The 26,988-nt window shown below is 67.8% G+C and carries 20 protein-coding genes; 10 read left to right on the forward strand and 10 right to left on the reverse strand.

The genetic code is table 11. The features are described from left to right. Positions 1-7 precede the first annotated feature (7 nt). From ABZT93_RS37330 to ABZT93_RS37345, 4 genes are read left to right on the forward strand one after another with little or no spacing between them, the layout of a single operon-like run. Complete coding sequence (locus ABZT93_RS37330; protein WP_356113048.1) at positions 8-883, forward strand: sugar ABC transporter permease; 876 nt, start codon at positions 8-10, stop codon at positions 881-883. Next, complete coding sequence (locus ABZT93_RS37335; RefSeq protein ID WP_356113050.1) at positions 880-1,779, forward strand: carbohydrate ABC transporter permease; 900 nt, start codon at positions 880-882, stop codon at positions 1,777-1,779. The genes ABZT93_RS37330 and ABZT93_RS37335 overlap by 4 nt, the downstream gene beginning before the upstream one ends. 60 nt (positions 1,780-1,839) lie before the next feature. After that, positions 1,840-2,037: a hypothetical protein gene (locus ABZT93_RS37340; RefSeq protein WP_356113052.1), complete on the forward strand. Its 198-nt coding sequence runs from the start codon at positions 1,840-1,842 to the stop codon at positions 2,035-2,037. 47 nt (positions 2,038-2,084) lie between these two features. Beyond that, positions 2,085-3,266, forward strand: a complete 1,182-nt coding sequence (locus ABZT93_RS37345) for a NosD domain-containing protein (RefSeq protein ID WP_356113054.1) — start codon at positions 2,085-2,087, stop codon at positions 3,264-3,266. A 917-nt stretch (positions 3,267-4,183) separates the two neighbouring features. On the opposite strand, the gene ABZT93_RS37350 is transcribed toward ABZT93_RS37345, so the two are convergent. The 5 genes from ABZT93_RS37350 to ABZT93_RS37370 form a co-directional block, all read right to left on the reverse strand. After that, the gene (locus ABZT93_RS37350) at positions 4,184-5,647 is read right to left on the reverse strand and encodes a glycoside hydrolase family 32 protein (RefSeq protein WP_356113082.1); all 1,464 of its coding nucleotides are present in this window, start codon (positions 5,645-5,647) and stop codon (positions 4,184-4,186) included. 45 nt (positions 5,648-5,692) lie between these two features. Next, positions 5,693-6,565, reverse strand: a complete 873-nt coding sequence (locus ABZT93_RS37355; protein WP_356113056.1) for a carbohydrate ABC transporter permease — start codon at positions 6,563-6,565, stop codon at positions 5,693-5,695. Position 6,566: 1 nt separating this feature from the next. Then, complete coding sequence (locus ABZT93_RS37360; RefSeq protein WP_356113057.1) at positions 6,567-7,493, reverse strand: sugar ABC transporter permease; 927 nt, start codon at positions 7,491-7,493, stop codon at positions 6,567-6,569. Between the two features lie 86 nt (positions 7,494-7,579). Further along, a complete protein-coding gene (locus ABZT93_RS37365; protein WP_356113059.1) occupies positions 7,580-8,884 on the reverse strand; it encodes a sugar ABC transporter substrate-binding protein in 1,305 nt (434 codons plus the stop codon). Positions 8,885-9,022: 138 nt separating this feature from the next. Continuing rightward, the gene (locus tag ABZT93_RS37370; RefSeq protein WP_356113061.1) at positions 9,023-10,057 is read right to left on the reverse strand and encodes a LacI family DNA-binding transcriptional regulator; all 1,035 of its coding nucleotides are present in this window, start codon (positions 10,055-10,057) and stop codon (positions 9,023-9,025) included. Between the two features lie 972 nt (positions 10,058-11,029). On the opposite strand from ABZT93_RS37370, the gene ABZT93_RS37375 reads away from it, so the two are divergent. Then, complete coding sequence (locus ABZT93_RS37375) at positions 11,030-13,819, forward strand: GH32 C-terminal domain-containing protein (RefSeq protein WP_356113062.1); 2,790 nt, start codon at positions 11,030-11,032, stop codon at positions 13,817-13,819. 179 nt (positions 13,820-13,998) lie between these two features. Here ABZT93_RS37375 and ABZT93_RS37380 read toward each other — a convergent pair whose 3' ends face one another. Next, complete coding sequence (locus tag ABZT93_RS37380) at positions 13,999-14,208, reverse strand: DUF6243 family protein (protein ID WP_356113064.1); 210 nt, start codon at positions 14,206-14,208, stop codon at positions 13,999-14,001. A 1,750-nt stretch (positions 14,209-15,958) separates the two neighbouring features. Between ABZT93_RS37380 and ABZT93_RS37385 the strand changes: the two genes are divergently transcribed. Then, positions 15,959-16,807 (forward strand): hypothetical protein, encoded by an 849-nt coding sequence (locus tag ABZT93_RS37385; protein WP_356113066.1) that lies wholly within the window; start codon positions 15,959-15,961, stop codon positions 16,805-16,807. 846 nt (positions 16,808-17,653) lie between these two features. Continuing rightward, entirely contained in the window at positions 17,654-18,247 is a 594-nt protein-coding gene (locus tag ABZT93_RS37390) for a tyrosine-type recombinase/integrase (protein ID WP_356113067.1), read from the forward strand. A 1,099-nt stretch (positions 18,248-19,346) separates the two neighbouring features. Here the strand turns inward: ABZT93_RS37390 and ABZT93_RS37395 are convergent. Then, entirely contained in the window at positions 19,347-20,345 is a 999-nt protein-coding gene (locus tag ABZT93_RS37395) for a DMT family transporter (RefSeq protein WP_356113069.1), read from the reverse strand. Positions 20,346-20,463: 118 nt separating this feature from the next. On the opposite strand from ABZT93_RS37395, the gene ABZT93_RS37400 reads away from it, so the two are divergent. Continuing rightward, positions 20,464-21,369 carry a LysR substrate-binding domain-containing protein gene (locus ABZT93_RS37400; RefSeq protein ID WP_356113071.1) on the forward strand — a complete coding sequence of 302 codons (906 nt, stop codon included), beginning with the start codon at positions 20,464-20,466 and terminating at the stop codon, positions 21,367-21,369. 178 nt (positions 21,370-21,547) lie between these two features. Here the strand turns inward: ABZT93_RS37400 and ABZT93_RS37405 are convergent, their stop codons facing one another. Continuing rightward, positions 21,548-22,756, reverse strand: a complete 1,209-nt coding sequence (locus tag ABZT93_RS37405) for a hypothetical protein (RefSeq protein ID WP_356113073.1) — start codon at positions 22,754-22,756, stop codon at positions 21,548-21,550. A gap of 635 nt (positions 22,757-23,391) precedes the next feature. After that, positions 23,392-24,297, reverse strand: a complete 906-nt coding sequence (locus tag ABZT93_RS37410; protein WP_356113075.1) for a LysR family transcriptional regulator — start codon at positions 24,295-24,297, stop codon at positions 23,392-23,394. A 70-nt stretch (positions 24,298-24,367) separates the two neighbouring features. On the opposite strand from ABZT93_RS37410, the gene ABZT93_RS37415 reads away from it, so the two are divergent. After that, on the forward strand, positions 24,368-25,309 hold the full coding sequence (locus tag ABZT93_RS37415) for an NAD-dependent epimerase/dehydratase family protein (protein WP_356113076.1): 942 nt from the start codon (positions 24,368-24,370) through the stop codon (positions 25,307-25,309). Between the two features lie 14 nt (positions 25,310-25,323). Continuing rightward, positions 25,324-26,208: an aldo/keto reductase gene (locus tag ABZT93_RS37420; protein ID WP_356113078.1), complete on the forward strand. Its 885-nt coding sequence runs from the start codon at positions 25,324-25,326 to the stop codon at positions 26,206-26,208. 195 nt (positions 26,209-26,403) lie between these two features. Here ABZT93_RS37420 and ABZT93_RS37425 read toward each other — a convergent pair whose 3' ends face one another. Beyond that, positions 26,404-26,769 carry a hypothetical protein gene (locus ABZT93_RS37425; RefSeq protein ID WP_356113080.1) on the reverse strand — a complete coding sequence of 122 codons (366 nt, stop codon included), beginning with the start codon at positions 26,767-26,769 and terminating at the stop codon, positions 26,404-26,406. Positions 26,770-26,988 lie beyond the last annotated feature (219 nt).

Below are 26,988 nucleotides of genomic sequence, written 5' to 3' on the forward strand. Positions count from 1 at the left end.
TCATCCCATGAACTGGCTCACCACACGGCGGCACTTCGCACTCATGGTCGCGCCGGCCCTCATCATCTACAGCCTGTACATGATCTACCCGATCCTGTACTCGCTCTACTACAGCTTCACCAACTTCGACGGCGTCTCCGCGAACGGCTTCGCCGGCCTCGACAACTACCAGCAGATGGCCCAGGACGACGCCTTCTGGACCTCGATGCGCAACACCGGGATCATCCTCGGCATCGCCCTGTTCCTGCTGATCCCGCTCGGCTTCCTGCTCGCGATCCTCCTCAGCGGCCGAGTGCGGGGCAGCGGGGCGCTGCGCGCGCTCGTCTTCGCTCCGGCCATCATCGCGCCGATCCTCGTCGGACTGATCTTCATCTTCATCCTGGACCCGAAGATCGGCCTGGTGAACGCCTTCCTACTGGCGATCGGCGTACCCGCGCACCCGCAGTGGATCGGCGGCTCCACCCTCAGCCCGTACTCGATCGGCCTCGTCTACCTCTGGCAGCAGATCGGCTTCGTGCTGACCATCTTCTACGCCGGCCTGCGCATGCTGCCGCGCGACGTGATGGAGGCCAGCAGCCTCGACGGGGCGAGCCGCTGGCAGCAGCTGCGGCACATCCAGATCCCCATGATGCGCGAGACGTTCGGCATCGTCACGGCCCTCGTCGTCACCGGCGTCTTCAAGGTCTTCGAGCTCGTCTACGCGCTCACCGGCGGCGGTCCGGTCCACCTCTCCGAGGTCATGGTCAGCTACATGTACCACATCACCTTCACCACCCAGCAGTACGGCTACGGCATGGCCCTGGCTGTGGTGGTGTTCGTGGTCGGCTCGCTCGCCTCCGCGGCCACGTTCCTCGGCAACCGCCGTAAGGGAGAAGCCAGTTGAGCACCCACACCGACGTCCGCCCGCAGACGGCCGCCGCCCCGCCCAGGGAGGACGCCCCGCAGGGGCCACGCCGCCGCGGCCGGATCATCGTCTCCGCGGCCGCCTACCTGATCACCTTCGTGATCCTGTTCCCGCTGCTGTGGATCGTGCTGCTGTCGTTCCAGACCAACGACAACATCCTCAACCACCCGTTCTCGCTGTCGGACCTCACCACGGCCAACTACTCGCAGGCGCTGGAAACCCTCAACCTGCTGGTGATGTACAAGAACACCCTGATCCTGGCCGTCGTCTCGGTCACCGTCGGGCTGGTCATCTCCTACATGGCCGCGTTCGCGCTCACCCGCATGGCCTTCCGAAGCGGCAGGCGCCGTACGCAGAACACCCTGCGCTTCTACTTCCTGGCCGGTCTCGCCATCCCGGTCTACATCCTGCTGTTCCCGGTGTACCGACTGGACATCACCTTCGGCCTGTTCGGCACCTACTTCGCTCTGATCCTGCCGTACATCGCCGTATCGATCCCCTTCAACATCCTGCTGCTGACCGGCTTCCTGCGGGACTTCCCCGAAGAGATCGAACAGGCCGCGGTGATGGACGGTGTCGGGTTGTGGCGCATGGCCTGGAAGGTCGTCTTCCCGCTCATGCGGCCGGTGATCGCCACCCTCGCGATCCTCAACGTCATCTACGTCTGGAACGAGTTCCCCTTCGCGGTCACCCTCATCAACGACCCGAACATGACCACCGTGTCTCTCGGGGTCTCCCAGTTCCAGGGCGTCTACAGCGTCAACTACGGCGCCATGATGGCGTCCGCCACCCTCGTCCTGCTGCCGCAGCTGGCGATCTACGCGGCCTTCCAGAGGCAGGTCATCGCGGGCATGACCGCGGGCGCCGTCCGCTGACCCGCCCGCCTCATCCCACTCCCGAGATTCCCGCCGTTCCCGAGTTCGCGAGGAGCCGTCATGGAGGCTGCCCAGCCACCCGCCCCGTCCCGTCGCACCCTGCTCACAGGCGCCGCCCTCTCGGCGCTGACCACCGCCGGGCTGCTGGCCGCCGCACCGCCACAGCCGGCCGCCGCGGCCGTCCCGGAACACCCCGAAGCAGCCGAGCCCCAGGCCGGCCGGCATCCGTCATACACCGCAATCGTCGGCCTCCTCTGAGCCGAACCCGTCAGCCCAGAAGAAACCTTCAACCGGAAGGACCTCCCGTGGCCCACACCGTCTACGACGTCACCACCTTCAACGGCAGCGTCTCCCCACACCGCGACATCGGCAAGGTGATCAACGAGATCATCGCCGACATCAAGTCCCGGCAGACCACCCAGAAGACCAGACCCGGCGCCGTCATCTACATCCCGCCGGGCCACTACGACCTGCGCACCCGCGCCCACATAGACATCAGCTTCCTGACGATCAAGGGTTCCGGGCACGGCTTCATGTCCGAGGCCATCCGCGACGACACCTCCGACACCAGCAAGTGGATCGAGATCCAGCCCGGCTCGAGTCACATCCGGGTGGTGCACACCGACGGCAACAACGAGGCGTTCCTGGTCCAGCGTGACGGCTCGCCCACCGAGATCGGCCGGCTCAACGGCGTCGTCTTCCAGGACTTCTGCATCGACGGCGTGGCGGACACCAAGCCGTACGTGGAGGGCAACCACAAGATCGGCATCTCGGTCCAGTCGGACAACGACTCGTTCCGCTTCGAGGGGATGGGCTTCGTCTACCTCACCCAGGCCATGGTGGTGAAGGGCGCGGACGCGTGCAGCTTCACCAACAACTTCGTCGCGGAGTGCGGCACTTCGATCTCGCTCACGGGTGCTTCACAGGTCGCCAAGATCACCAACAACTACCTGATCAGCGCCTGGGCCGGCTATTCGGTCTTCGCGGAGAACGCCGAGGGCATCCTCATCTCCGGCAACACCATCCTGTGGGCCTGCAACATCACCCTCATCAACTCCAACCGCTGCAACATCTCCGCCAACAAGCTGCTGAGCAACTTCCCCAGCATGATCGCCCTGACGAACGGCAGCTCGGAGAACCTGATCTCCGGGAACCACTTCCGCCGCGTCTACGGCGACGGCACCAGCACCCGCTACGACGATCTCTTCGGCCTCGTCCACATCAACGGCAGCGACAACGCGGTGACCGGCAACCAGTTCTCCTTCTCCGTGCCGGCCGCGAACATCGCCCCGTCCGGGGCCGACCCCACTCTCATCCTGATCGCCGGCGGCGCCCGCAACTTCCTGGCCACCAACAACATCAAGGCCAACCTCGACGTCAAGGTCGTCCTCGACTCCTCCTCCACCGAGACGAAGATCCTCTACAGCGCCAAGAGCTCCGAGCTGAACTCGTACACCGACAACTACTCACTCGTAGCCACACCTTGAGCGGACGGGATGCCTGCGCGGGCACAGGACGCGAAAGCAGCCCTGCGGTTCCGCGCAGGCTCTCGCGCGCGGGGAATCGGCCCAACCGTGTGAGCCCCCTTGGGGTCCCTCTTGTTGAAGCTGCGCCTGTGATGGGAAACCCCTCGAGTCCTGCACCACGCCTACCAGCTCTGATGCAGCGCTTGCTGGAAACGGGGGCGCCGATGCCGGTCGGCACGCCCGACCGGGTGGCTCGCCATGACGCACACCCAGCGCGGCATGAACATCGCACTGGTCGGCGTAGCCGTCGGTGAACGCTGCCTGCCCCAAGAGCCATCCGTCGAGCTACGGCTTCATATGGCGCCCAATCAGCACTCGAACCGCACCTGACGCCCAGCAGAACGTGCCGTCGGCCTGCAGCAGGCGGGCGGGTCCGGTGGTCAGGTCCGGCTGTGAGGGCGTGCTTTGAGGAGTTCGGCCGCCTAGCGGTCCTCGCCCGTGTGGGCGGTGCGCGCCTGGGCGACCACGGTGTCGTTGGCGTAACGCCCGTCTCGGCGAGCGGGAGCGGCTCGCTGATCGGCCGGCTCTGCTGCGACACCGTCGGCGCCGGAACACTGAACAAAAGCTGGCGTTTCGAACCCGGCCGAGCCCATCCTCCAGGCCCCCGCCCCCGCCCCCGCCCCCGCCATTGTCGGCCGACAAGCTGCGCGCCGCGCTGGACGCCACCCGACCAAGTGACGGGGCCGAGCACACCTTCTGCGAACCCGTATCCAGGCGGTCGATGCCTTCGCGGGCGACGCACCCCGGTCAGCCGGCCTGCCCTCCACGGAGCTGAGCTGCCGCCGGCGGCAGCCGGGACGCGGGACTCATGGCAGCCGCCCAGCTTCGTGGCTGGGCGACCCGCGACCGGCGACAGGTCTCGGGACGGACGAGGCGATTCACGTGAGTGCGGACTGGGCACTCACGTCTGCCGCGCACCGCATGGTGTACGGCCGCAGGTTCCAGGCCCCGACCGTGTAGCCGATGTGGCCCACTCCTGCCGCGCGGGCTTCGATCCGCCAGGGACTGTCCCCGGTGGGGTAGAACCGCAAGGTCAGCGTCCGGCCCGACGGCAGGTACAGCTCGGCGACGGAACGGTCCACCACCAGACGCAGTTCGATCGGGGCGCCGAACGCCGTCTTCGCCTCGGGGCAGGGGACGCGGTACCTGCCACCGTGCGCGCGCGGGTCGAGTGAGGCATGGCCCCGGTCCACGACGAGCTCGCCGGTGGCGGAGTCGATCCTGATGTCGAGGTACTCGGTGCCGTCGGAAGAGGTCACCAGTCGTAGTCCTCCTGTCGTTCCCGTAGCGCGGAGTTCAAGACGGGCGGTCAGATCGAAGCTCGCGCTCACCGTCCCCAGTACAGCGGTTCCGGCGGTCTCGCCGGAAGCCGTCACCGCGCGTCCGTCGCGCAGCGAGAGGAGTTCCGCGGCCGGCCGCTGTCGTACGGAGCCGTCCTCGCCGAGTGTCACCTCGCGCGGCAGTGTCAGCAGCCCGGCCCAGCCGGCCTCACGCACCCACTGCGGGTCGCGGGCCTCCCATGACCAGCCCCACAGCAGCCACCGGCCGTCGGGGGCGGGCAGCAGCGCCGGCGCGTAGAAGTCGGGACCGTGGTCGAGGAGGACGGGGGCGTCGGCGAGGAAGCGGCCTTCCTGCTCGCGCCCCGGGTAGACCACCGTCCGACGCGGTCCGAGCTCCGGGTCCCAGGTGCTGACGATCAGTGCGCCGCGGCCGCCCTGCGCGTGCAGGTACTGGGGACACTCCCAGCCCAGCCCCGTGTCGGCACCCGGCGCCACCGGCTGCGGGGCCCGGTCCAGGAACGGACCCCGGTAGTGCCACTGTTCCAGGTCGGAGGACTCGTACAGCAGGGCCGCCGCCCTGCCGTCCGCCTGTGCGGAGCCGACCAGCATGCGCCAGTTGCCGCCCTCGCGCCATACGTAGGGGTCCCGGTACATGGTGGCGCCCTCGGGCAGGTCGGGTATCAGCAGGCCGCCGCGCGGTGTCCAGGTGACGCCGTTGTCCCAGGACTCGGCGGTGGTGACCGGCTGTGCCCAGCGGTCGGTGCGGAAGGCGGAGTAGAAGGCGACCATGCGGTCGCCGTCGGAGACGGCGTTGCCGGAGAAGCAGCCGTCGGCGTCCTCGCCGCCCGGTGTGGGGGCCAGCGCGACCGGGAGTTCCTCCCAGGTCAGTAGGTCGGGACTGCGGAAGTGGCCCCAGTGCATGTTCGCGTGCTCGGGTCCGTACGGGTTGTACTGGAAGCACACGTGGTAGTGGCCGTCGTGGAAGGCCAGCCCGTTGGGGTCGTTGACCCAGTTCCGGGGAGGGCGTAGGTGCGCGACGGGCAGGTGGGGGTCTGCGGGCATGACGGACACGCAGGGGTCCTTTCGGTGGGGGTCGGTGGAGCGCGGTCAGCCCTTGACGCCGGTGGAGGCGATGCTGTTGACGAACGACCTTTGGAAGGCGACGAACAGCGCGAGGATCGGCACGGTGATCATGGAGGAGTACGCCATGATCTGGCCCCAGCCGACGTTCAGCTGGAAGAAGTAGGAGATGCCCACCATCACCGGCCGCAGCTCCTCGCTCTGCACCACCATCAGCGGCCACAGATAGGAGTTCCAGGCGGGCAGGAAGGTGAGGATCGCGACGGTGGCGACGGCCGGACCCGAGAGCGGCATGACGATACGCCGGTAGATCGTGAACCAGCCGGCGCCGTCCACGATGGCCGCCTCGTCCAGTTCCTTGGGGACGCTCTGGAAGTACTGGTGGAAGAAGAAGATCGAGAAGGCGTTCGCGACGAACGGCACGATCTGGACCTGGTAGGTGTCCATCCAGCCGGTGGTCCACTCCAGGTGGAAGCCGTTGACGCGGAGCAGCGGCAGCTGGTTGACCCACCACACCAGCGGCAGGGCGAAGGTCTCGAACGGCACGATGAGCGTGGCGATGACGGCGGTCAGGACAGCCTTGCGGCCGGGCCAGCGCATTCGGGACAGAGCGAACGCGGCGAGGCTGTTGACGATGATGCCGAGGACCACGGTGATCGAGGAGATCAGCACGGAGTTCAAGAGGAACCGCGCGGCCGGGACCCGCTCGAAGACGCCGGTGTAGTTGTCCAGGGACAGGGCGCCGACCGGTAGGAAGGCGCGCAGGGAGCCGAGGTCGCTGAAGATCTGGTCGTCCGGCTTGAACGACGACACCAGCATGAACAGCAGGGGCAGCGCGAAGACCAGGGCCAGGACGATGCGGCCGACGTGACCGCCGAGGTGCTTGAGGACGGAGGTCATGTCAGTCCTTCTCCCGGGTCAGGAAACGCTGGACGAGGGACACGGACAGCACCAGCACGAAGAACACCAGCGAGATCGCCGCCGCGTAGGCCGTCTGCTGCTGGTCGTAGCCGGTGTGCACCGCCTGGTAGACCACGGTCGTGGTGGAGTCGAGCGGGCCGCCCTGCGTCATCACCCGGATCTGGGTGAACAGGCTGAACGCCGCGATGGTGATGGTGACCAGCACGAACGTGCGGGTGGCGCGCAGGCCGGGCCACGTGACATGGCGGAAGCGGTGCCAGCGGGTGGCCCCGTCCAGGTCGGCGGCCTCGTACAGCTCGGCGGGGATGGTCTGGAGCCCGGCCAGCCAGATGATCATGTGGAAGCCGACGCCCTGCCACACCGACATCAGGATGATGGCGGGCATGGCGGTGGCCGGGTCGCCCAGCCAGTCCGGGCCGTGGACGTGGCCGAAGGTCAACGCCGAGAGCACCCGGTTGACCAGGCCGTCCTGCCGGTAGAGGAAGGTCCACAGCAGGGACACCACGACCATCGAGGTGACGACCGGCAGGAAGTAGACGGTGCGGAAGAAGTTGACTCCGCGCACCTTCGCGTTGACCAGCAGCGCCAGCACCAGGGCGAGCCCGGCCTGGAGCGGGACGACGACGGCGGCGAAGTACGCCGTGTTGCGCAGGGACTTGTAGAAGACCGGGTCTTCGAAGAGCTGGGTGAAATTCCTCAGCCCCACGAAGCGGGCCGGGGTGGGTGAGATGAGCCTCGCGTCGGTGAAGGCCAGGGCGAAGGCGAGGGCGACCGGTACGACGAGGAAGACGATCAGCAGCGCGACGGCCGGGGTGGCCATGCCGAGGGCGGTGAGGCTCTCACGGCGGCGGGCGTTGGTCGTTCGGGTTCGCCGGACCGGACGCAGCCGGTCGAGGGCTGCGATCATGGTGGTCACGGTAGCTCCAGGGGAAGCCGGTCCGGTTCGGGCGCGCGGGGAGAGCGCGGTCGGGGCCCGAACCGGACCGGGGCGGGTCAGCCGGCGTCGTAGTTGTTCGTCTTGAGGTTGGTGTCGATGTCCTTCGCGGCCTGACCGAGCGCCGTCTTGGGGGTCGCGCCGGCGAGGATGTCCTGGGCCGCCTTCTCGAACTCGGTGGAGATGTACGGGTAGGCCGGGGTCACCGGGCGCACCACCGCGAACTTCCGGGCGAACGCGACGAGTTCGTTGAACTGCCCGCCCGGCTGATAGCCGTCGACCTGCTTCGCTGCGGCCTCGGTACCGGGGAGGGTGCCGGTGGCCTTGGCGTAATCGACGAAGTACTTCGTCTGGCGGGAGAACTTCAGCCACGCCTGCGCCCCGTCCTTGTTGGAGCAGCTGGAGCTCATCGCCCACTGCCAGGACGCGCCGCCGATCTTCGGCCCGTTGCCGAAGTCGACCGGCGGGATGATCGCCAGGTCGTCGCCGAGCTTGTCGGCGTTCTTGGCCGCGTTCCAGCTGCCGTCCCACTGGATGGCGCTCTTGCCGGCCAGGAAGTCCTTGTTGGGGTCGGCCCCGGACTTCTTCGCCATGTAGCCCTTGGACACCAGCGAGCGGAACCAGGTCGCCCACTCCACGGACTTCTTGCCGTCGAGCGTGCCCGAGGCGGTCTTGTAGCCGTCGCGGTCGATCAGGTCACCGCCGAAGCTCTGCAACTGCGGGGAGTAGGCGTACGACCACCACTCACCGCTGCCGCCGGTGCCCATCTCCAGCGGGTACTCGAACTTCCCGCCCTTCTTCAACTTGGCCAGCGCCGCGTCGAACTCATCCTTCGTCCAGGGCTGGTCGAGGGTCGGGACGCGGATGCCGTTGTCCTTCAGCACCGACTTGCGAGCGAAGAAGGCGAGCGAGACGTCGTAGAAGCCGAACCCGTAGACCTTGTCCTGGTAGCGGCCGACCGTGCTGGGCAGTTGGTCGGACAGTGGAACCTCGGCGCCGGAGACATCGATGGGGGCGAGGTAGCCGCCCCAGGCCCAGTTCGCCACGTTGGGGCCGTCCACGTCGAGCAGACAGGGCAGCTTGCGGGCCGAGGCCGCGGCCACGACGGAGTTGTTGTAGTCGCTCTGCGGGAACGCCTGGAGCTTGACCTTGTACTTGCTCTGGGACCCGTTGAAATCCTTGATGATTTTCTTGACGACGTCGAGCTCGGCCGAGTTGCCGGCGTTGTGCGTCCACAAGGTGATCGTGTCGCCATCGGCGCCGGACGAGCCGCCGCCACTTCCGGTCGCACATCCGGCGACCAGCGCGGTCGCCGCCGCGACGGCTACACTCGCACCAGCGAGGCGCCTGGTTCTGAACACCACGAGGTTCCTCCATCTCACTGAGACGGGTCTTGCCGGACCCGCCTTGGCGACCGGTTGCCACGGTCGCTGTTCTTGGTGGTCGTCCCGCCGCCCGGGTCTCGTCCGGGCGGCGGGACAACCGTCTTCGGGTGTGCCGCGTCAGCCCTCAGCGGGCGCGCCGATGGAGGCACGCTCCTGCAGCGGCATGGGCACACGGTGTACGACCGCTTCGAGCGGCCCCGTGCGGAGGATCAGCTCCACGGCAAGGCGGCCGAGCTGGTAGTGCGGCAGCTTCAGCGTGGTGAGTGCCGGACGCAGGACCGCCGCGATGTCCTGATCGTCGAAGGAGACCACCGACACGTCGCCGGGCACCGACAGACCTGCCTCGCCGAGCGCCTGGTACGCGCCCATGGACACCCGGTCGGTCAGACACACGAGCGCCCGGGGCCGGTGCCCCGCCGCGAGCAGCGCGGCCACCTCCCGGTAGCCGTCGCGCGTGTCCCAGTCGCACTCGATGACATCGGTCAGGCGGGCGCCCCCCTCCCGCAGCACCTCCTCCAGACCGCGCATACGCTCGTTGCCGGCGATGATCCCCTCAGGCGTGGCCGGCACGGCCTGGTGGCCGCCGATCGACCAGATGCCCTCGGTGTGACCGGCGGCGAGCAGAGCACGGGCCGCGTCCCGGCCCGCCTCCAGCTCGTCCGGCACTACGGACGGCGCGTCGAAGCCGGGGGCCAGGCAGTTCAGCAGCACCACCCGGCGCCCGAACAACTCCTTGGGCGGAGTGACGTACCGGGTGAACATGGACGCGTAGATCACCGCGTCGACCTGCCGGTCCAGCAGCGCGTGAACCAGCGAGGACTCGGCATCACGGTCGCCGCCCGCCTCCGCGATGAAGAGCAGGTTGTCCCGCTCGCGGGCGGCCTCCATCGCACCGCGGATCACGTCGCCCGCGAAGGGCGTCGTGGTGACCTGGTCGGAGACGAACCCGATGGTCTGGGTCGACTTCGTCCGCAGACTGCGCGCGGTGACGTTGGGGCGGTAGCCCAGCTCCCGGGCTGCCTCCAGCACACGTGCGCGGGAGGCGTCGGAGATGCGCATGTCGGTGCGGCCGGACAGGGCGAACGACGCGGTCGTCGGCGAGACGCCCGCCTTGCGGGCGACGTCGGCCATGGTCACGCGGCGTTCGGGCATCAGCGGCTCAGCTCCGTTGTTAAATCGGATTAGCAAGTTGCGACGAGAGTGATGCCATCTTCGTTCGACGTCAACACCCTGGACATCTCGAACCCGCAACGGCTGGCTTTTGTACCTCTATGTCAGGCCCCTGGGTAACACCACGGTAAATCGCTCTGCGTTAGCTCTTGCGTTAGCCGGGACGGGACGCGAACGATGCCGAGCCACGTGGTTAAACCGATTTGGCACGGCGAACCCTGCCGCACCGTCCCAGGAGTCAGCCATGAGAAGAAGGGCCCACAGTGTCGTGTCGGCCACCGTGGGCGGCGCGAGCGTGCCGTTCTCGTTCGCTGCCGCTCCCGCCGCCGCGCGGAGCAGGGCACTGTCCGGAAACCCCACCACCCGCTGGGCCTTCGACAAGCGGGGCGGCACGGTCACTCGCGAGGAGGTATCCAGCGCCGCCCACCCCGTCGCCTACGTCTTTCACCCCTGCCTGCTCCACCGACTCGCCGCCATCGACCACTTCGGCGGCCGACTCGACGGACCAAGCCTCGAAGACCTCACCGACGCCTGCGCTTTCGCCGCCCACGTCGCCGCGCTGACCTGCTCCGCCCCTGGCGCGAACCGCCCAGCGCGGACGAGGCAGCGCGGACGAGGCAGCGCTGAGAGCCGATGTCGAAGGGCTGCCGTCCCACACCTGAACGCGGTCACGTCCGTGCGTGCTTTGTCCGCCGCCACCAGAGACACAGTCATCTCGTCCGCCGGTTCTGTCCCCAGGCGGTGAGGCTTTCGACTGCTTCTCGCGGGGCGGGCGCTGCCGCGGGGCGCCGACGGCTTCGGCCGCAGCGCCCGACATGCCTGCTCCCCCATCACCCACAACCGGAGGTATGCATGCGCACACGCTCGCCGGCGAGGGGCACAACGAGGCCCCCGCTCAACGTTCTGCGACTGCTGCTCGCGCTCACGTTATGTCTCGGCCTGACGTCACCCCTGATGACGGCACACGCCGACGCCAGCGAGAGCACTCTGTCGAATCCCGGCTTCGAGACCGGCGACCTGAGCGGCTGGGCCACTACAGGAACAGCGTTCAACGGAGCGGTCACCGACAAGCCGGGCTGGGGATGGGGCTGCTGCTTCAACCAGCAGGGCGCCTACCACCTGTGGGGTTTCGCCGCCGGCGGCGACGCACCCATCGGGACCGTCACGTCCGAGCCGTTCACCCTGACCGGCACCGGGATGGTCAGCGCGCTCGTGTCCGGCGGCCGCAACGACAACGAACTGTATGTCGCCCTCACCACGCTCGACGGAACCGTACTGAACAAAGCCACCGGAACCGACGACGAGGCGTACCGCAGAGTTACCTGGGACGCACGTGAGCACCTTGGCGAGCAGCTGCGCATCACCGCCGTGGACCGGGCCACCGGCGGCTGGGGCCACATCAACCTCGACGACGTCAGAGTGGGGGTCGACAAGGCGCCGGACCCTTCCGAGAAGGGACTCGCAGCCTACTGGGACTTCGCTGACGGCCAGGGCACCACGACCAGGGAAAGGATCAGCCAGGCCGCCGACCCCATCAGCTATGTCTTCAACGACGCTCAGTACAAGCCGGACAGCGATCCGCTCTGGCGCCCGAAGCGCGAGGAGGACGGCGTACTCTCCGGCGCCCTCCTGTTCGACGGCTATTCCACCTGGGTCACGCGTGCCGCAGCGCAGACGCAGCTGCCCACGGACGGCATGACCGTCGAGGCATGGGTCGCGCCGCGCGCGTTCGAGTGGGGTGACGAGGGCAAGCCGTCCGCCGTCGTCAACCAGCAGGACAAGGGCGCGAAGCGAGGCTTCTCCCTCGGCGTCGGCCGGCACGGAATGTGGCAGTTCGGCGTCGGAACCGGCGACGCGTGGTACGAGACGACGGTCCCGAAGTCGGCGGCCCTGGCCGCGGGCAAGTGGGCGCACCTCTCGGCGGTCTTCGCGCCGGGCGACGGTGCGATCAGGCTCTTCCTCAACGGCGAGCAGGTCGCCCAGACCGCCATCCCCACCACCGCGCGGCTGGCCAAGGCCGATGTTCCGCTGATCATCGGCCGGCACAACCAGCCCGCCATCATCAACGGCACATTCGCAGTGAACATGTTCAACGGACTGATCGACGAGGTGAAGGTCCACACCAGCGCACTCACCCCGGCATCCGTCATGGCCGGACATCAGAAGGATGTGCAGTCCTTCGCCGGTGGGGTCACTCCCAAGGCCCGGATGGACATGGACCGTTCGCGCTACGACGGTGACCGGTACCGTCCGGGCTACCACTTCACCGCGCCGAACCACTGGATGAACGAGCCCCACGCCCCCATCCAGGTCAAGGGCAAGTACCACCTCTTCTACCAGCACAACTCCCACGGCCCCTACTGGCACAACATCAGCTGGGGACACGCGGTGAGCGAGGACCTGGTGCACTGGCGCGACCTGCCCGTCGCACTCGCGCCCACCGACGGGAGCGTGGCACCCGACGGGGTCTGGTCCGGCGATGCCACCCTCGACGAGAACGGCGTGCCCGTCCTGCTGTTCACGGCCGGCAACGACTCCCTGCGCCCCAACCAGGCGACCGGTCTCGCACGCCCCGTCGACCCCAGCGATCCCGACCTGGTCGAGTGGAAGATGCACCCCACCCTCGTCACCAGCCAGACCGCCGACCTCGATGTCGGCGCCGGACGAAAGGTCCGCTTCGGGGACTTCCGCGACCCGTTCGTCTGGAAGGAGGGCGACACCTGGTTCCAGCTGATGGGCTCCGGCGTCCAGACCAGCGAGGGCAGGGACGTCGGAGGCACGGCCCTCCTCTACACCTCCAGGAACCTCACCGACTGGACGTACTCCGGACCGCTGATGGTCGGTGACGTGGCGGCCCACCCCAAGACCGGCCAGGTCTGGGAGCTGCCCACGTTCCTGCCGATCGGAAAGGACGCCCAGGGCCGCGAGCGCCGGGCCCTGCTCGTCAACCCCGCCTTCCCCGCCGGCCCCGGCGAGTACAGCAGCAAGTACGTCTACTACTGGGTCGGTACCTGGGACGCCCAGGCCCGCCGCTGGACACCCGACACCACAGAACCGAAGCTGATGGACTACGGCGAACACTTCACCGGCCCCAGCGGAACCGTGGACGACAAGGGACGCTCGCTGGTCTTCAGCATCGCGCAGGACCGGCGGACCGAGCGCGCCCACTACGACGCCGGATGGGCACACAACGCCGGCCTCCCCATCGAACTGTCCATGCTGCCCGACGGCGACCTCGGCTTCAGCCCCGTCGAGGAGGTCTCTCGCCTCCACGTCGGCGAACCCCTCGTGAACATCAGCACCCCGACGACCGTCACCGACGCGAACGAGCGCCTGACGAACGTCAAGGGGGACATGCTCCACATCAAGCTGACACTCGAGCGCGGCAGCGCCGACACCTTCGGTCTCGACGTGCTGCGCAGCCCGGCGGACGAAGAACGAACACGCCTTTTCTACGACGCGCCCGCCGGACAACTGGGAGTGGACCGCACGAGGTCCGGGAACAACTCCAGCGCCGAGCCGAACCTCGGCATACAGAAGGGACCGCTGACACTCTCGAACGGCACTCTGACACTGGACGTGTTCGTCGACCGCTCGGTGATCGAGGCATACGCGAACTCACACAAGTCGATCACCACCCGCGCCTACCCGTTCCGACAGGACTCCCTCGGCCTGCGACTCTTCGGCGACGGCAGCGTCGTCAAGTCCATGACCGTCTGGAAGATGGGCAGCATGACCGACTGACATCGCACGTGCCCTGCCACCCGCCGACGCGCTCAAAGGACCCCTCACAGGCCGAGAGCTGAGCGGGGCCGGGCGCCGCACCCGCTACGACAGCAGGCCCCGGTACGGCAGCAGGGCCCGGACCACGCGTCGCGGCCCGGGCCCTGCCTCGTGCGGTGCCGCCCTGCGGCGGCGGTGCGTCAGCTCTGTGCGGTGTCGTGGCCCGTCTGCCCGGCGCCCTCGGCTGCGCCTGCCTTCTCGCGCATCTTGCGCACCAGCTCCGCCTTCTGGTCGGCGGCACCCTGGCGGTCGAGGTTGCGGTGCGGACCGTTGTTCTGCCGTTCGGCGCGGGACAGCTTCTTGCGCTGGCCGCCGCCCATGCCCACGGGGTTGTTGATGTTCTTGCTCACGGGTTCTCCCGGAATGCTGTGAAGTGATCTACGGATTCATCGGTGGGGGACGGGCGCGGCGACGTCGAAGGACATCAGCAGGGGCCCGTCACGCTCTCACTCGTAAATCTGTGTCTGGAAGAACATGACCACGACGTTACCCGGTCCCGTCGGCCCCGCACACCAAGTTCTTCGCCGTCCCGGCGCCGGCCGGGCCCTCAGCGATCACGGAGCCCCCGGGGCGGAGGCGGGCCAGCGGGGGTTCTGCAGCACCATTCTGTCACGCCCCTATCACGAACCCCACGGACACCCTCACGTCACAGTGCTCTGACCTGGACTTACGCGCCCGTCCTGGACCAACTGGACGCCCGGAGACGGGTTGAGCATGTACCACCAGCAGACGAAGAACGTCCTTTGTTCTTACAGCCCTCAGAAGCTTGGGTTCTTCTAGAGCCTGCATTCGGGTTGCCTGGAGGTATTTTTGCGCTCCACGCGCCCCGACACTATAGGTACCCACTGTAATCAATTGGGTTCTTCGAGCTACTGTCTGGCATCCAAAGGAGATCCCGTCGGAGCAGTCGCGGACCAAGTAGCGCCTCGGCACATCACCCCACGAGCCGCCCGGTCACGAGCGCAGCGACCCGCCGATACCCGCAAGCAGCGCCCAAACCGCCAACAGGACTGGGAGAGCTCATCGGACCTCATGACCGCCCTGAACGAGTCCCCACCCGAGCGAAGTCTCCTCGCGGCGAAAACGGGCCTGCCAACGTCCACAAGCTGCCGAAGGCCACGAACAGGACAGCCCGGAAGGGCCAAGCAAGAAGGCCGCCGCGAGGAAGCCCGCCCCAAGCTCGCGACGCGAACAGGGCTGTTGTCAGTGCCGCGTGCGACCCTCACCCCGGAAGTTGGCACTTCAGAAGGAGGCCGGGTGGCGACGGGACGTCCGCGGAAGGATGCACGCGATCCGGTGCTGATTATGCGGGATGCCGGGCTCGAACCACTGGAGCCCTATCCAGGAAGTGATAAGCCCTGGCGCTGCCGCCATGAAGCGTGCGGGAGAGAAGTGTCACCGCGGCTGGGCAACATTGCGGCGGGCCGGCAGGGCGGCTGCCGGTACTGCTCAGGCACGGCTCCGATTCCGCCGGAGGCGGCGGTGGCGTTGATGCGCTCGGCCGGCCTGGAACCGCTGGAGCCGTATCCCGGGGCGACACCCCCTTGGCGCTGCCGGCACATGCCGTGCGGTCGGGAGGTCAAGCCGCGCTACTCGTACATCAAGCGCGGAGGGGGACCGTGCCGATGGTGCGCGCCGAACGCGCCGGTCGATCCGGACCAGGCCGCCGCGCTCATGAGGTCGGCGGGTCTGGAACCGTTGGAGCCCTATCCCGGAACCGACATCCCCTGGCGGTGCCGCTGCACAACCTGCGGCACGATTGGGACTCCCACTCATGGGTCGGTCAAGGGCGGACAAGGGGGCTGCGGCCCGTGCGGGCGCAAGAACGCCGGGCAGGGCATCAGCCGGGCATGGTCGCGTCGCCGCGAACTGCCCCGCGCGGACGGCGACCGGGCCGCAATTGAGGCGAAGGACTTCGACCTCGAGCCGCTGGAGTCCTACCCGGGACCGAGCGGGCTGTGGCACTCCCGCCACCTCCCGTGTGGCCGAGACGTCGAGATCAGGCTGAGTAACCTCAGGCGCGGCCTTCGGGCATGCCCGTACTGCCCTCCCTCCCTGGGTGGCCGACGCCGCTGGCCCGCGGAGGAAGCCGAGGCCCTCATGCGTGCCGCTGACCTGGAACCGCTCGAACCGTACGCCGGGCGTCGTGACAAGGCGTGGCGGTGTCGCTGCAACGGCTGTGGGCGTGAGACGTCACCGAGTCTGGGCGGCATTCTGGCGGGCCAGGGCGGCTGTCGGCACTGTGCCGACGTCAGGGCGGCAGCGGGTAGAAAGACCGACCCGGACATCGCGGTGGCTGCCATGCGCGCGGCTGGGCTGGAGCCGCTGGAGCCCTACGTCACCTCGGTGACTGCGTGGCGGTGCCGTTGCACAGCCTGCGGCAACGAGGTCTCCCCGACGCTCATGAAGATCCGTGCTGGTGGAGGATGCAAGTTCTGTGCCACCCACGGCATCGACCTCGCAGGACCGTCGAAGGTTTACGTGATCACCCACCAGGAGTGGAAAGCCGTCAAGATCGGAATCGGTGCCTGCACCGGCTACACCTCTCGCCTCATCCAACACGAACGCCAGGGTTGGCAACTGCATCAGGCCCGTGATTACACCACCGGCGCAGCCGCCTACGACGTCGAGCAGGCCGTGCTGGGCCGCCTGCATCAGGCCGGACTCATTCCTTTCCTCACGAGCGACATCATGCCGAACGGCTGGACCGAGACCTGCTCCGCAGCCCGCATCACGGCGGCCGAGGTCTGGGCCATGGTCGATGAGGAGACACGGAGCGCAGAAAAACCCTATGCGCCCCGAACTGGCGGCCGACCCCGCGCCGCGGTCCTCATCAACGCGGAGGCCGCAGCCGCTGAGATGCGGGCTGTGGGGTACGAGCCACTCGTGCCGTATCCCGGCCGCACCAACGCGACTTGGCCCTCGCGCTGCATGACCTGCGGGCACTAGGGGCGTCCGACGTTCAATGCCGTCCGTAACGCGGGCCAGCGCTGTCGCGTCTGCCGGGCAAAGGAAACCCAGGCGAAACGCGCCGCCACGAACGCGCCGAAGGCCCAAGAAACCATGCGCGCGGCCGGACTCCAACCGCTTGAACCCTACCCGGGTAGCCAAAAACCGTGGCGGTGCCGCTGCACCACATGCGGTCTCGAAACCAGCCCCACCTACTCCAACGTCAACAGCGGTTCGAAGGGCTGCCGGTTCTGTGCCCTCAACTCGGCAACCGACGGGCGTGCGTCCACCGAAGTACGAGCGGCCGGGTTCGAGCCGCTGGAGCCGTACCCCGACTATCCACGGATCGTTGGCGCTGCCGCTGTTCCTGCGGAAACGGGGTCATGACGCGCCTGTCATCCGTCCGGTCGGGAACCACCGGCTGCAAGAAGTGCCCCCGATCCGGTGGCCGAACCGATCCCGCGACAGCCGCCGCGGAGGCACACGCCGCCGGGTTCGAGCCGTTGGAACCCTATCCGGGGAAGACCACCGACCGGTGGCGCTGTCGCTGCAGGTGCAGCACGGCCATCACCCTGACCCTAACCAACATCAGAGGAGGCCGTACCGCTTGCGGAACGTGCTCCCCAGGCGCGACTCGACAACCGTCGGTCACGATGCACGCCGCCGCTGCACCCAGTAGTTGAGCAAGCCCGGGTTCCGTCGTACGAACCTTCTTGAGGAGATCGCTGCCGCCCGACGGCATCCTCGGTATCGGCCCCCTTTGAAGATGCGTTCGGCGGATCATGAGCGCTTCGGCTTCCAGCGATGTGGCTGACGACCTGTCGACGACGGTCGACGTCAGCTGACATGGGCAGGCCGCACAGTCTTCAATGGCGTCATGGCCACGCCGATGCCAACAGGTCACGATTCTGCGAGCCGGAGCCCGTCTCACCAGCCGCCCAACTCCGCCGCCGGGCACGTGGCTACGACGAGCCGCCGGACGAGGACCTGATCGTCACGAACCGCTTCGGACGACCCGTACTGCAGACCGATTTCCACCAGAAGTGGCGAAAGGCAGTGAAGCAAGCCGGGCTTTCTGAAAGAACCCGCTTCCACGACCTCAAGCACTTCTACACCACCACGCTCGGCGGCTCCGGCGAACACGACCCGAAGACCGTCCAAGCACTCTCCCGGCACGCCAAGTTCTCCGAGACCTGGGACACGTATGCCCACCCGCCCCTCGCTGTGGAGGAGGTCACAGTCACCGTGTTCGGCACCGCGTTCTCACACATCGACACACCGGCGGGCGCTTCGAGAGTCACAGAGCAGGCGCCTTCCAGCGCTTGGCCGCAGGTTCGAGTCCTGCCGGGGGCGCCAGTCTCCGCTCTCCCTCCGGGAGGGCTTTTTTGCTGTTCAGGCCCGGTGACAGTAGACGCGATGAAGCCCCGGACTCCTTCTTAATGATCAAGGGCAGGCTCCGACGCTGACCGGATGTCACCGGGTGTGCGCAGTTGGCGGTGTCGAATACGTGTCGAAGTTGGGCCGAGGGGTCAGTCAGCCGCCGGGGCGGGGAGATCTCCGGCAGTTTCAAGCCGCTGGCAACTCGCACCACTGGTCCTCGGCATCAGGTTGGGACCGCGTCACGTCCTCCACCCGCATGGCCACAGCTTCCTCGGATCGTGGGCCGCAGTAGTAGAGCGTGGCGAAGAAGGCGTGGAGCCGCTTGGCGCCGCGCAGCCGACGCCGCATCCAGTCGAGGATCGCCACCGCCTACTCGGGATTAAGCAAGGACCGCTTGTCCACGGCGTTCGTTGGCTTCGTGGCGGCCAGCAACTCCTTGCCCTTGGGAAGGGATTGGCCCGCAGGATGCGCCGCAGCATCGCGTACTTCATGGCGCCGCTGAGGATCCGCGGTTGCGCTTCCGGGACCGGGCCGCCACTTGAACCCCACTCACGCAGAGCGGTACGTACGGCGGCAGGTGCGAACCAGGTGGGCTTGGCTCGCAACAGCGCGATGGTTGTCCCGGTCGCCGAATCTGCGCCACAGTCTGCTCAAGGCTGGGATGGATATCGAGACCCGCACCGAGCAGGTAGCTCACGCACACCGGGCGGGAGTCACGATCGCCTCCAGGTACGGATGGAGGCATCAACCCGGGCAAGCCGCACGGCATCCTGCCTATTGCCGTCGCCAATCTGGTTGTCCGGCGGCATGTCGCCTGACGACGCCCTGGCGACCGCGACTTCCGTCGCGGCCGAGGCCTGGGCGATCGGAAGGGCCGCATCCGTGCGAGCTACGAGGCCGACCTCATCGTCGTCGACGAAGACCTTTTGTCCGACATCGGCTCACTGCGGCGCCTCGACACCACGATCCTCGCCGGAAGGGTATTCGCCTCTCGTACCTGACCGATCGTTGCAGAACGAGCCCGGTTCGCCTCGGCTCGTCGTGCGGAGAAGGAGAGATACCGCGCTCGATCGGGGCGGCGATGGCGGACCGGCTGCGGACGGTCCACCTGGGATACCACCTCGCAACTCGGCCGGGGAGACAACCGAGTTACCGCCCTTCAAATGGGCCTGGCATCCACCCCGTCCGTGACGGTACATATCTGTCCGCGGAACTGGCTTGCGAGGTGTCCGCCCGGATCGACGGTGTCAGGGTGGCACCGCTTCGCAGGAGTCGCGGGCCGCGGCTCCTTGGCGACGATGAAGACGCCAAGGACGACGAGTGCCATGCCGAGGACGTGGTAGGGATGGAGCGGCTCGCCGATGAACACCATGGACAAGATCGTGCCGCTCACGGGGGTGAGCGCGGTGAACGCTGCCGCGGTGGTGGTGTCCACCGTGTCCATGCTGTCGTACATCAGCACGACGGCGACCCCGTTCACGGCCACCCCGGTGTAGATCATCAGCGCCCATGTCTGCCAGCTGACCTGAGACATCCAGTGCCAGTCGAACTCGATCGCCGCCGGCACGGCGAACAGCAGCGCACCGGCCACCGACAGGATGAGCGAGAGCTTGACCGGCTCTATGGCCACCTTCAGCAGCTTCCCGAAGGTCAGGAACACGGCTTCGCACAGCACCGCGCACACCAGCAGAAGAGCGCCGAGCGCGGCGTGGCTGTTGGGCGTGCTCGAGGATCCGGCGTTCAGTACGTTGATGGCGGCCGCGCCGACGACCGCGAACGCGATGCCGGCGCCCCGGCGCCGGGAAAGTGACTCCCGCAGCAGGACCAGGGCGACCACGCTGACGGAGACCGGCACCATGCCGAGGATCACGCCCGCCTCGATGGCACCCGTGAACCGCACCCCGTACATGGCGAAGACGCTGAACAAGAAGACGCCGACGAGGGTTTGCACCATCAGCACCACGCTGTCCCGGCGCGACGGTCGTGGGAGTCCCGGCGACTTCAGCCGGACGTAGAGACCCAGTATCGCGCTCGAGGTCGCCAGCCGTACGAAGGTGGCGGTGAAGACCGGCACCTCGCGCAGGATCAGCTTGCTCGCCACGAGATACGAGCCGAGCAGCACGGTCGCCAGGACCATCTTGAAGTGGACGGCGCGCATCAGTTGCTCCTGTGTGTGACGGGGCCTGTCGTTCGCGTGGCCCTGATGCGGTGACGATGCACCGGGGAAGATTATTAAGTCAAGCTACGTAAGCTTCAGCATTTGTTAAGCTCAACTCATGTTTGATGTGAAGCGGCTGATCATGCTGCGTGACCTGGCCGAACACGGGAAGGTGGCGGTCGTTGCCGAGCTGCACCAGGTGACGCCGTCGGCGGTGTCACAGCAGTTGCGCGCCCTGGAGGCCGAGGCCGGGGCGGAGCTGGTGTACCGGGAGGGCCGCGGCGTACGTCTCACCGCCGCGGGGCGCGCCCTGGCCGCGGAGTGCGAGCACGTACTCGCCGCTCTGGAGCGCGCCGAAGGAGCCGTACGCGCCCTTGACGGCGACCTCAGCGGCGAGCTGGGCATCGGCTGCGCCCCCAGCGCGCTCTCCTCGGTGGCGGCGCCGCTGCTCGCGGAACTCGCCGTACGGCATCCCCGGCTGCGGCCGCGGATCGTGCAGGCCGAACCGGAGAACGCCGTGCTCCTGCTGAAACAGCGTCGGCTCGACGTTGCGATCAGCTACCGCTACCACCTGTTGGGCGCCCCCGTGCCGGACGGCACGTCGGCCATCGGGCTGTTCGACGACCCGCTGGCCGTAGTCGTCCCGGACGAGCTGCGCGAGGCGGTGCACCGCGACGGCCTCGCCGCCCTGCGCGACCTCGCGTGGGTTTCCGCGCCCGAGCCCAGCACCTGCCGCGAAGTGCTCCTGCACGCCTGCCGCAACGCCGGGTTCACCCCGCGCATCGAGCACGATTGCGAGGACCTGCGCTCGGCGCTCTCCATCGTCGCCACCGGACTGGCCGCGACCGTCCTGCCCGACCTGCTCTGCTCCGGCCCGCCGCCCGGCGCGGCGGTGCTGCCGCTACCGGGCAAGGGACGCGTCATCGAGGCACTCGTACGCACGGGCGCCCAGGAACAGCCCGCGATCGCCGCGGTCCTGACAGCACTGACCTCCACACAGCGGGCGCGGATCGGTGCGGACTGAGGCGCGATACGCCTCGGCTGTCGCGGACCGCTTGCCTGGCGGCCGGATCCCGCAGGCGATCGTCCAGGTGTCGCCTGCGGTCACCACGGACGCGGCCATCGGGCAGACAGGGCCTTGGCAGGGCCAGTCCCCGGCTCGGCCTCCCGTCGGCGTCCCGCGCCCCTCCGGCACCGGACCATCACCGTGGCACGGCCTCGACCACGCTGATCTGATAGACCTTTCGCCGGCGCGGACTGCAGTGGACATCGACGACGTCCCCCACCCGGAACCGGTCCCTGAGCTCCGGGTTCGTATCGCCTGTGAACATCGGCCGAATCCACTGGTGGACCTCGAAGGACCAAGCCTTCTGCGACACCGGGTCCTCGATGGCGCAGCAGTAGTGCGTGACATCCCTCATCGGGTCGTCGTAGATCGTGTGGTAGTCCCAGCGGGAGATGACGACACCGTGAAACCGCAACTCGGCAGGGACTGCCTGGACACGGCGGCGGGCCGGCAGCCACAGGACCCACAGCAGCGCGCCGACCAGAACCGGAGTCGCGGCGAGAGCTCCACCGTAGGGGAAGTGGACGGTCAGGGTCGCAATGACCGTGGCGGTGCAGACCAGGCAGACGGTCAGGGACAGCATGACGAACTGCCAGGTATGGCCCCAGCGCGGCGGATCCAGCGGCTCTGTGTCGACGACATGCCACGATCTGCCGTACGAGGACCAGATCCGGCGCGACTCACGTACGGGCAGCGCCGACTCGGGACCTTCCGCTCCCACCTGCCGTTTCGGAAGCCGATGCTCTCCGGCGTCGACGGCTTCGCGCCACTCCTGTGCGGCCAGCCGGCCGGCGGCAGTCAGCCTGGGGCCGGACCTGAGCCGGAACGGGGTCCACCACACCAGGACCACCACACTCAGTTCCAGGACAATGACGAGGATGCCCCGCACCAAATAGGGGCACCACGGCAGGACTGCGCACAGGGGCCCGAACCAGGCCGCGAGCACGGCGCACCGCAGCAGCAACGTCTGGTATCTCTTGCGCGCCGGCCGTATCAGCTTCAGGGCCATCGCCTCTTCGCGGACGCTGTGCTGAAAGCCGCGCCACCACACCCAGAACTCGTCACCGTCCCCCGGTCCGAGAGCGCCTATCGGTACGCGGTCGACGCCGTTTCCGCAGCGGTGTCGGACACGTTCGACCAAGAGTTCCTCAAAGGGCCGCATCGGCGCCGGGCCGACCGTCCCGGAAATCGGCCGTACGGTCACCGTGCCGTCGGCTTTCTGTTCGACCTTCAGCCGGTCCGTGCGGACCATCTCGAGGGCGGTTGTCTCGATAGCCTTCGGCGTGACCTCGCCGTCCCCCAGAAGCAGGTTCACCACAGCCGCGGCCAGCTCTTGGTGTTCCACGCATCCCCCCTGACATGTGACCGAGAACTGGAGACGTCAGGTGCCAGGCGCCGTCCGGGTGTCCTACGACCGTAGGTGGCTATGGGGGATCACCACATCGGGGTAACTACGTACCACGGACGAACTCTGATGCCGAGATCGCGGACAAGCCCCTCCCCCAACACCGCCATGCCGTTCCTGGGCCTCGACGCAGGGGCCAACACCGTACTCGAACCGACAAGTGGCAGGTGATTCGCCGTGGTCGAGCCCTCGGCTGTCGTCAACAGACGCGCTGGCGACTCGGCCATCCCAGCCACCAACAGAGTTGAGCTGACAACGTGGTGAAGCCCTGGTAGATGAGTTTTCGACCAAGAGAACCGTCTCCACCGGAGGTGCCCTGCTCACACTCGATCTGCGCGGCAATCGGCCCGACGATGGGCAGCCAGCGTCGAGGTCGGTGGGCCGCTCGTACCAAAGTCCGAGTTCGGAGATCCATGCGCGGCGTGTGCGGCCCCGTCGGGTCGGCGAGGCGGGCACCGATCACGGTCAGTTCGTCGTGTAACCAGAAGGCATGGTTCCAGCATGCTTCCGCCGGCCGTGCGATGCTCAGCTGGAACTGGGTCTCGGTGTGAGGCCGGACCGTGCTGTGTGGGTCACTATTCGTCCAGCGCCGCTGCCTGTACCTGGAGGGCCTGTATCAGTGTCCTGACCTGGGCGTGGTTGCGGCTGAGGATCGTGGCAACCCCGATATGCCGGGTCGGAGTCGGCGGCGCGATCGGGACGGTGCGTAGTCCTGCTACCCGCGGAGTCTGCGCGATGGAGGGGATCAGCGAGATTCCCGTGCCCGCAGCAACGAGCGAGCGGGCGAAGAAGTAGTCCGTTGTCGTGCCGCGCACCTCCGGGTCGAAGCCGGCACGTTCGGCGTAGCGGCGCAGGTAGGTCTCGGTCTTGAGGCAGCCGAGTACCCAGGGCTCGGCGGCCAGCTCAGCGATGTCGAGTGTCTCGCGGCCGGACAGGGGATGGGCCTCGGGCAGGACGACATGCAAAGGGTCGTCCATGAGTGCCGTCCACGCCACGCTGGAGTTCAGGCCCGGCCCGCTGGGCAGCGGGCCGTCGAAGTGGTAGGCGAGGGCGACGTCTACGGCGCCCTGGCGGACCAGTGGCAGACTGTCTTCGGGCTCGCTCTCCCTGACGTGGACCACGGTGTCGGGATGGACGGTGGTGAGGCGGGCCAGTGCGCCGGGTAGTAGGTGCCTGCCGCCGCTGGTGAAGGTGGCGATGGTGAGCTGGGTGCGGCCGCTACCGAGCCGGTCGACCTGCTGCTTGGCGTGTTCGAGTTCCGCGGCGACCGACTCGGCAGCCCCGACCATAATCCGACCGGCGGGGGTGAGCGTGACTCCGCGGGTGCTGCGCGCCACGACCTGGGCGCCGAGGCTGCGTTCCAGTGCAGCGACGTGCTGGGACACGGCCGAGGGGGTGAGTTGGAGGGCTGCCGCTGCCCGGTTGAAACTGCCGTGTTCCGCCACCGTCCGCAGGACACGCAGCCGCTGCACATCGATCAACAGCATTCCTTAATACGTATCCAGTAAGTAGGCACTTCTGCTGATGACTGTAGATGTCCAGGATGCAGGCATGCAAAAAATCTGCGTTATCGGCGGAAGTCGGTACTTCGGCAAGCTCCTGGTCCAACGCCTGCAAGCCGCCGGCCACCAGGTCACGGTGATCAACCGCGGATCGACCCCGTCGCCACCCGGCGTCGCACACCTCGTTGCAGACCGCGACGACGAGGCTGCCCTGATCGCCGCGCTCGGCTCCCGCACCTTCGACGTGGTCGTCGACCAGGTCTGCTACACCCCCGTGCAGGCCGCGATCGCCGCCCGGGCTTTCAGCAGCCGCACCCGGCGCTACGTCATGACCTCCACCATCGAGGTCTACGACCCGGTGACCGCCTCACTGCCGACCGTCCCACCCGGCACACCGGTGCCGGAGGAGGCCGTGGACCCGTCCACGTGGCTGGTGGCCATGGACCTGCCGTGGCACGACGCGGCGTACCTGGAGGCGCACTACGCCGAAGGCAAGCGCCAGGCGGAGGCCGTCTTCGCCCAACATCAGGGGTTCGCTTTCGCCGCCGTGCGCAGCGCCCACGTGCTCGGGGGCGGCGCGGCGGAGTTCACCGGCCGGCTCGCGCACTACGTCGGCCACGTCACCCAGGGCACGCGGATAACCGTGCACGCCGAGACGCTGCCCACGGTCTTCATCCACTACAAGGAGCTGGCGGACCTACTGCTGTGGGCAGCCACGCTCACCGACGTCACCGGCTCGATCAACGCCTGCTCCGACGGTCCACTCGACGTTTACGACCTGGGTGCCGTCATCGCCGCGCAGGCAGGCAGGAAGGCCATGTACCGGAGCGCCGCCGCGGACGAGCCAGCCTCGCCGTTCTCCTTCGACCGCCACTACGTCATGGACAACGCCCGCGCGAAAGAACTGGGCTTCTCCTTCTCCCACACCAGGGACTGGCTCCCCGGTGCCGTCGCCGAAGCCATCGACGCATCCGCCGCCTCCACCGCCTGAGGAACAGACACACCATGCAGTACCGCACCATCGCAAACACCACCGTCAGCGCCATCGGCCTGGGCGCCATGCCGCTCTCCATCGAGCACCGCCCGGACGAACGGCGGGCCATCTCCACCATCCACGCCGCCCTGGACGCCGGGGTCACGCTCATCGACACCGCCGACAGCTACCACTGGCACGCCGGCGAAGCCGGCCACAACGAACTCCTCATCGCCCGCGCCCTGGCCCGCTATGGCCGCGACACCTCCCACCTCCTCGTCGCCACCAAGGGCGGCCGAGGCCGCCCCGGCGACGGCAGCTGGACCGTCAGCGCCACCCCCGCCCACCTCAAGCGCGCCGCCGAAGCTTCCCTGAAGCGCCTGAGCGTCGAGGCCATCGGCCTGTACCAGCTGCACAAGCCGGACCCGGCCGTGCCCTGGGCGGAGTCCGTGGGCGCGCTGCGTGAGCTGCTCGACACCGGCACCATCCGCGCCGCCGGAATCTCCAACGTCACCACCGGCCAGATCCGCGAGGCTCACACGATCCTCGGCGACGGCCTTGTCTCCGTACAGAATCAGTACTCCCCCGCAATCCGCGACAGCGAGCCCGAGCTGCGGCTCAGTACGCAGCTCGGGCTGGCCTTCCTGCCCTGGAGCCCGCTGGGCGGCATCTCCCGAAGCTCCCTCGACGGACCCTCCGGCCCGACCGCTGCGAGCACCGCCTTCCACCGCATCGCGGCCGAGCACGGCGTCAGCCCGCAGCGGATAGCCCTGGCCTGGCTGCTGACTCGCTCCCCGGCGGTGATCCCGGTGCCGGGCGCCAGCCGCCCCGCATCGATCCAGGACTCTGCCAAGGCGGCCGAGCTTGTGCTCAGCGGGGCGGAGCAGACGCAGTTGGAAGACGCACTGACCAGCTGAGCCGGCACCACTTGACGGCCTCCTGGTAACTCGGTTTTCGGAGGTGACCAACGTGGGCTGACACCTGGGGACGTTGCACCGCACGCAACTTGAGAGGCTGACGCGTAGCTCGGATGGACCGGGACGTAGCTGGGACCGTTTCGGGCGACGTCGAGGAAGTGCCGGGCGGTTTCCCTGAACACCTTTAGCTGCCGGTCATGAACAAGGTCTCGGCGTGGAGATGCTGGTGGAACAGGTCCCGTTCTCGCGGTAGTGCCGTGCCTCGTGGTCGATCACGGCCCCGCCTGTGTCTCCTGGGCCGGGCAGCGTCACCGTCTGCGGTCGGCCCGGGCCGAGTCTCCCGCGAACCTCCTTCCACTGTGAAGGCACGAACTGGAGCGAGAGATGCAGCAGCACAAGATCAAGCTGATGCTTGCCGTCTTCGGGCAACTCGCGGGCGGTGGCGGTTGCCGCGCATCGGAAGGTGGACCAGCGAGCGTGGTGAAGGGGCTGCGAATGTCCAAAGAGCGCCGATTCGCCGTGCTGCACCTTGATCGAGATAGGCGTCCAGGTGACGATCATGGTCGGCGAGCACGGCGTGGACCAAGGGCTGGGCTGGTCGGATGACTTTGAACTCCACAGATCCGAGGCGTGCTTGGCGGATAGTGATGGGTAACTTCATCAGTTCTCCGGGTCACGGCGGCTGACGTCCTAAAGGGTGTTGCACAAGGCCGTGAGCTGGGCATCTCCATTGTATGGCGGTCAACACCGGCTCCGCGTCCCAGAAGACGGCCCCCTGCC

It is taken from the genome of Streptomyces sp. NPDC005303 (assembly GCF_040607335.1).
Taxonomy (GTDB): domain Bacteria; phylum Actinomycetota; class Actinomycetes; order Streptomycetales; family Streptomycetaceae; genus Streptomyces.

Bases quoted from the DNA above. Each gene is read 5' to 3' on its own strand.
- ABZT93_RS37350 (WP_356113082.1), bottom strand. From the start codon at position 5,647: ATGCCCGCAGACCCCCACCTGCCCGTCGCGCACCTACGCCCTCCCCGG.
- ABZT93_RS37420 (WP_356113078.1), top strand. From the start codon at position 25,324: ATGCAGTACCGCACCATCGCAAACACCACCGTCAGCGCCATCGGCCTG.
- ABZT93_RS37355 (WP_356113056.1), bottom strand. From the start codon at position 6,565: ATGACCTCCGTCCTCAAGCACCTCGGCGGTCACGTCGGCCGCATCGTC.
- ABZT93_RS37375 (WP_356113062.1), top strand. From the start codon at position 11,030: ATGACGGCACACGCCGACGCCAGCGAGAGCACTCTGTCGAATCCCGGC.
- ABZT93_RS37395 (WP_356113069.1), bottom strand. From the start codon at position 20,345: ATGCGCGCCGTCCACTTCAAGATGGTCCTGGCGACCGTGCTGCTCGGC.
- ABZT93_RS37370 (WP_356113061.1), bottom strand. From the start codon at position 10,057: ATGCCCGAACGCCGCGTGACCATGGCCGACGTCGCCCGCAAGGCGGGC.
- ABZT93_RS37385 (WP_356113066.1), top strand. From the start codon at position 15,959: ATGCGTGCCGCTGACCTGGAACCGCTCGAACCGTACGCCGGGCGTCGT.
- ABZT93_RS37425 (WP_356113080.1), bottom strand. From the start codon at position 26,769: ATGATCGTCACCTGGACGCCTATCTCGATCAAGGTGCAGCACGGCGAA.
- ABZT93_RS37390 (WP_356113067.1), top strand. From the start codon at position 17,654: ATGGGCAGGCCGCACAGTCTTCAATGGCGTCATGGCCACGCCGATGCC.
- ABZT93_RS37340 (WP_356113052.1), top strand. From the start codon at position 1,840: ATGGAGGCTGCCCAGCCACCCGCCCCGTCCCGTCGCACCCTGCTCACA.
- ABZT93_RS37360 (WP_356113057.1), bottom strand. From the start codon at position 7,493: ATGATCGCAGCCCTCGACCGGCTGCGTCCGGTCCGGCGAACCCGAACG.
- ABZT93_RS37400 (WP_356113071.1), top strand. From the start codon at position 20,464: ATGTTTGATGTGAAGCGGCTGATCATGCTGCGTGACCTGGCCGAACAC.
- ABZT93_RS37415 (WP_356113076.1), top strand. From the start codon at position 24,368: ATGCAAAAAATCTGCGTTATCGGCGGAAGTCGGTACTTCGGCAAGCTC.
- ABZT93_RS37330 (WP_356113048.1), top strand. From the start codon at position 8: ATGAACTGGCTCACCACACGGCGGCACTTCGCACTCATGGTCGCGCCG.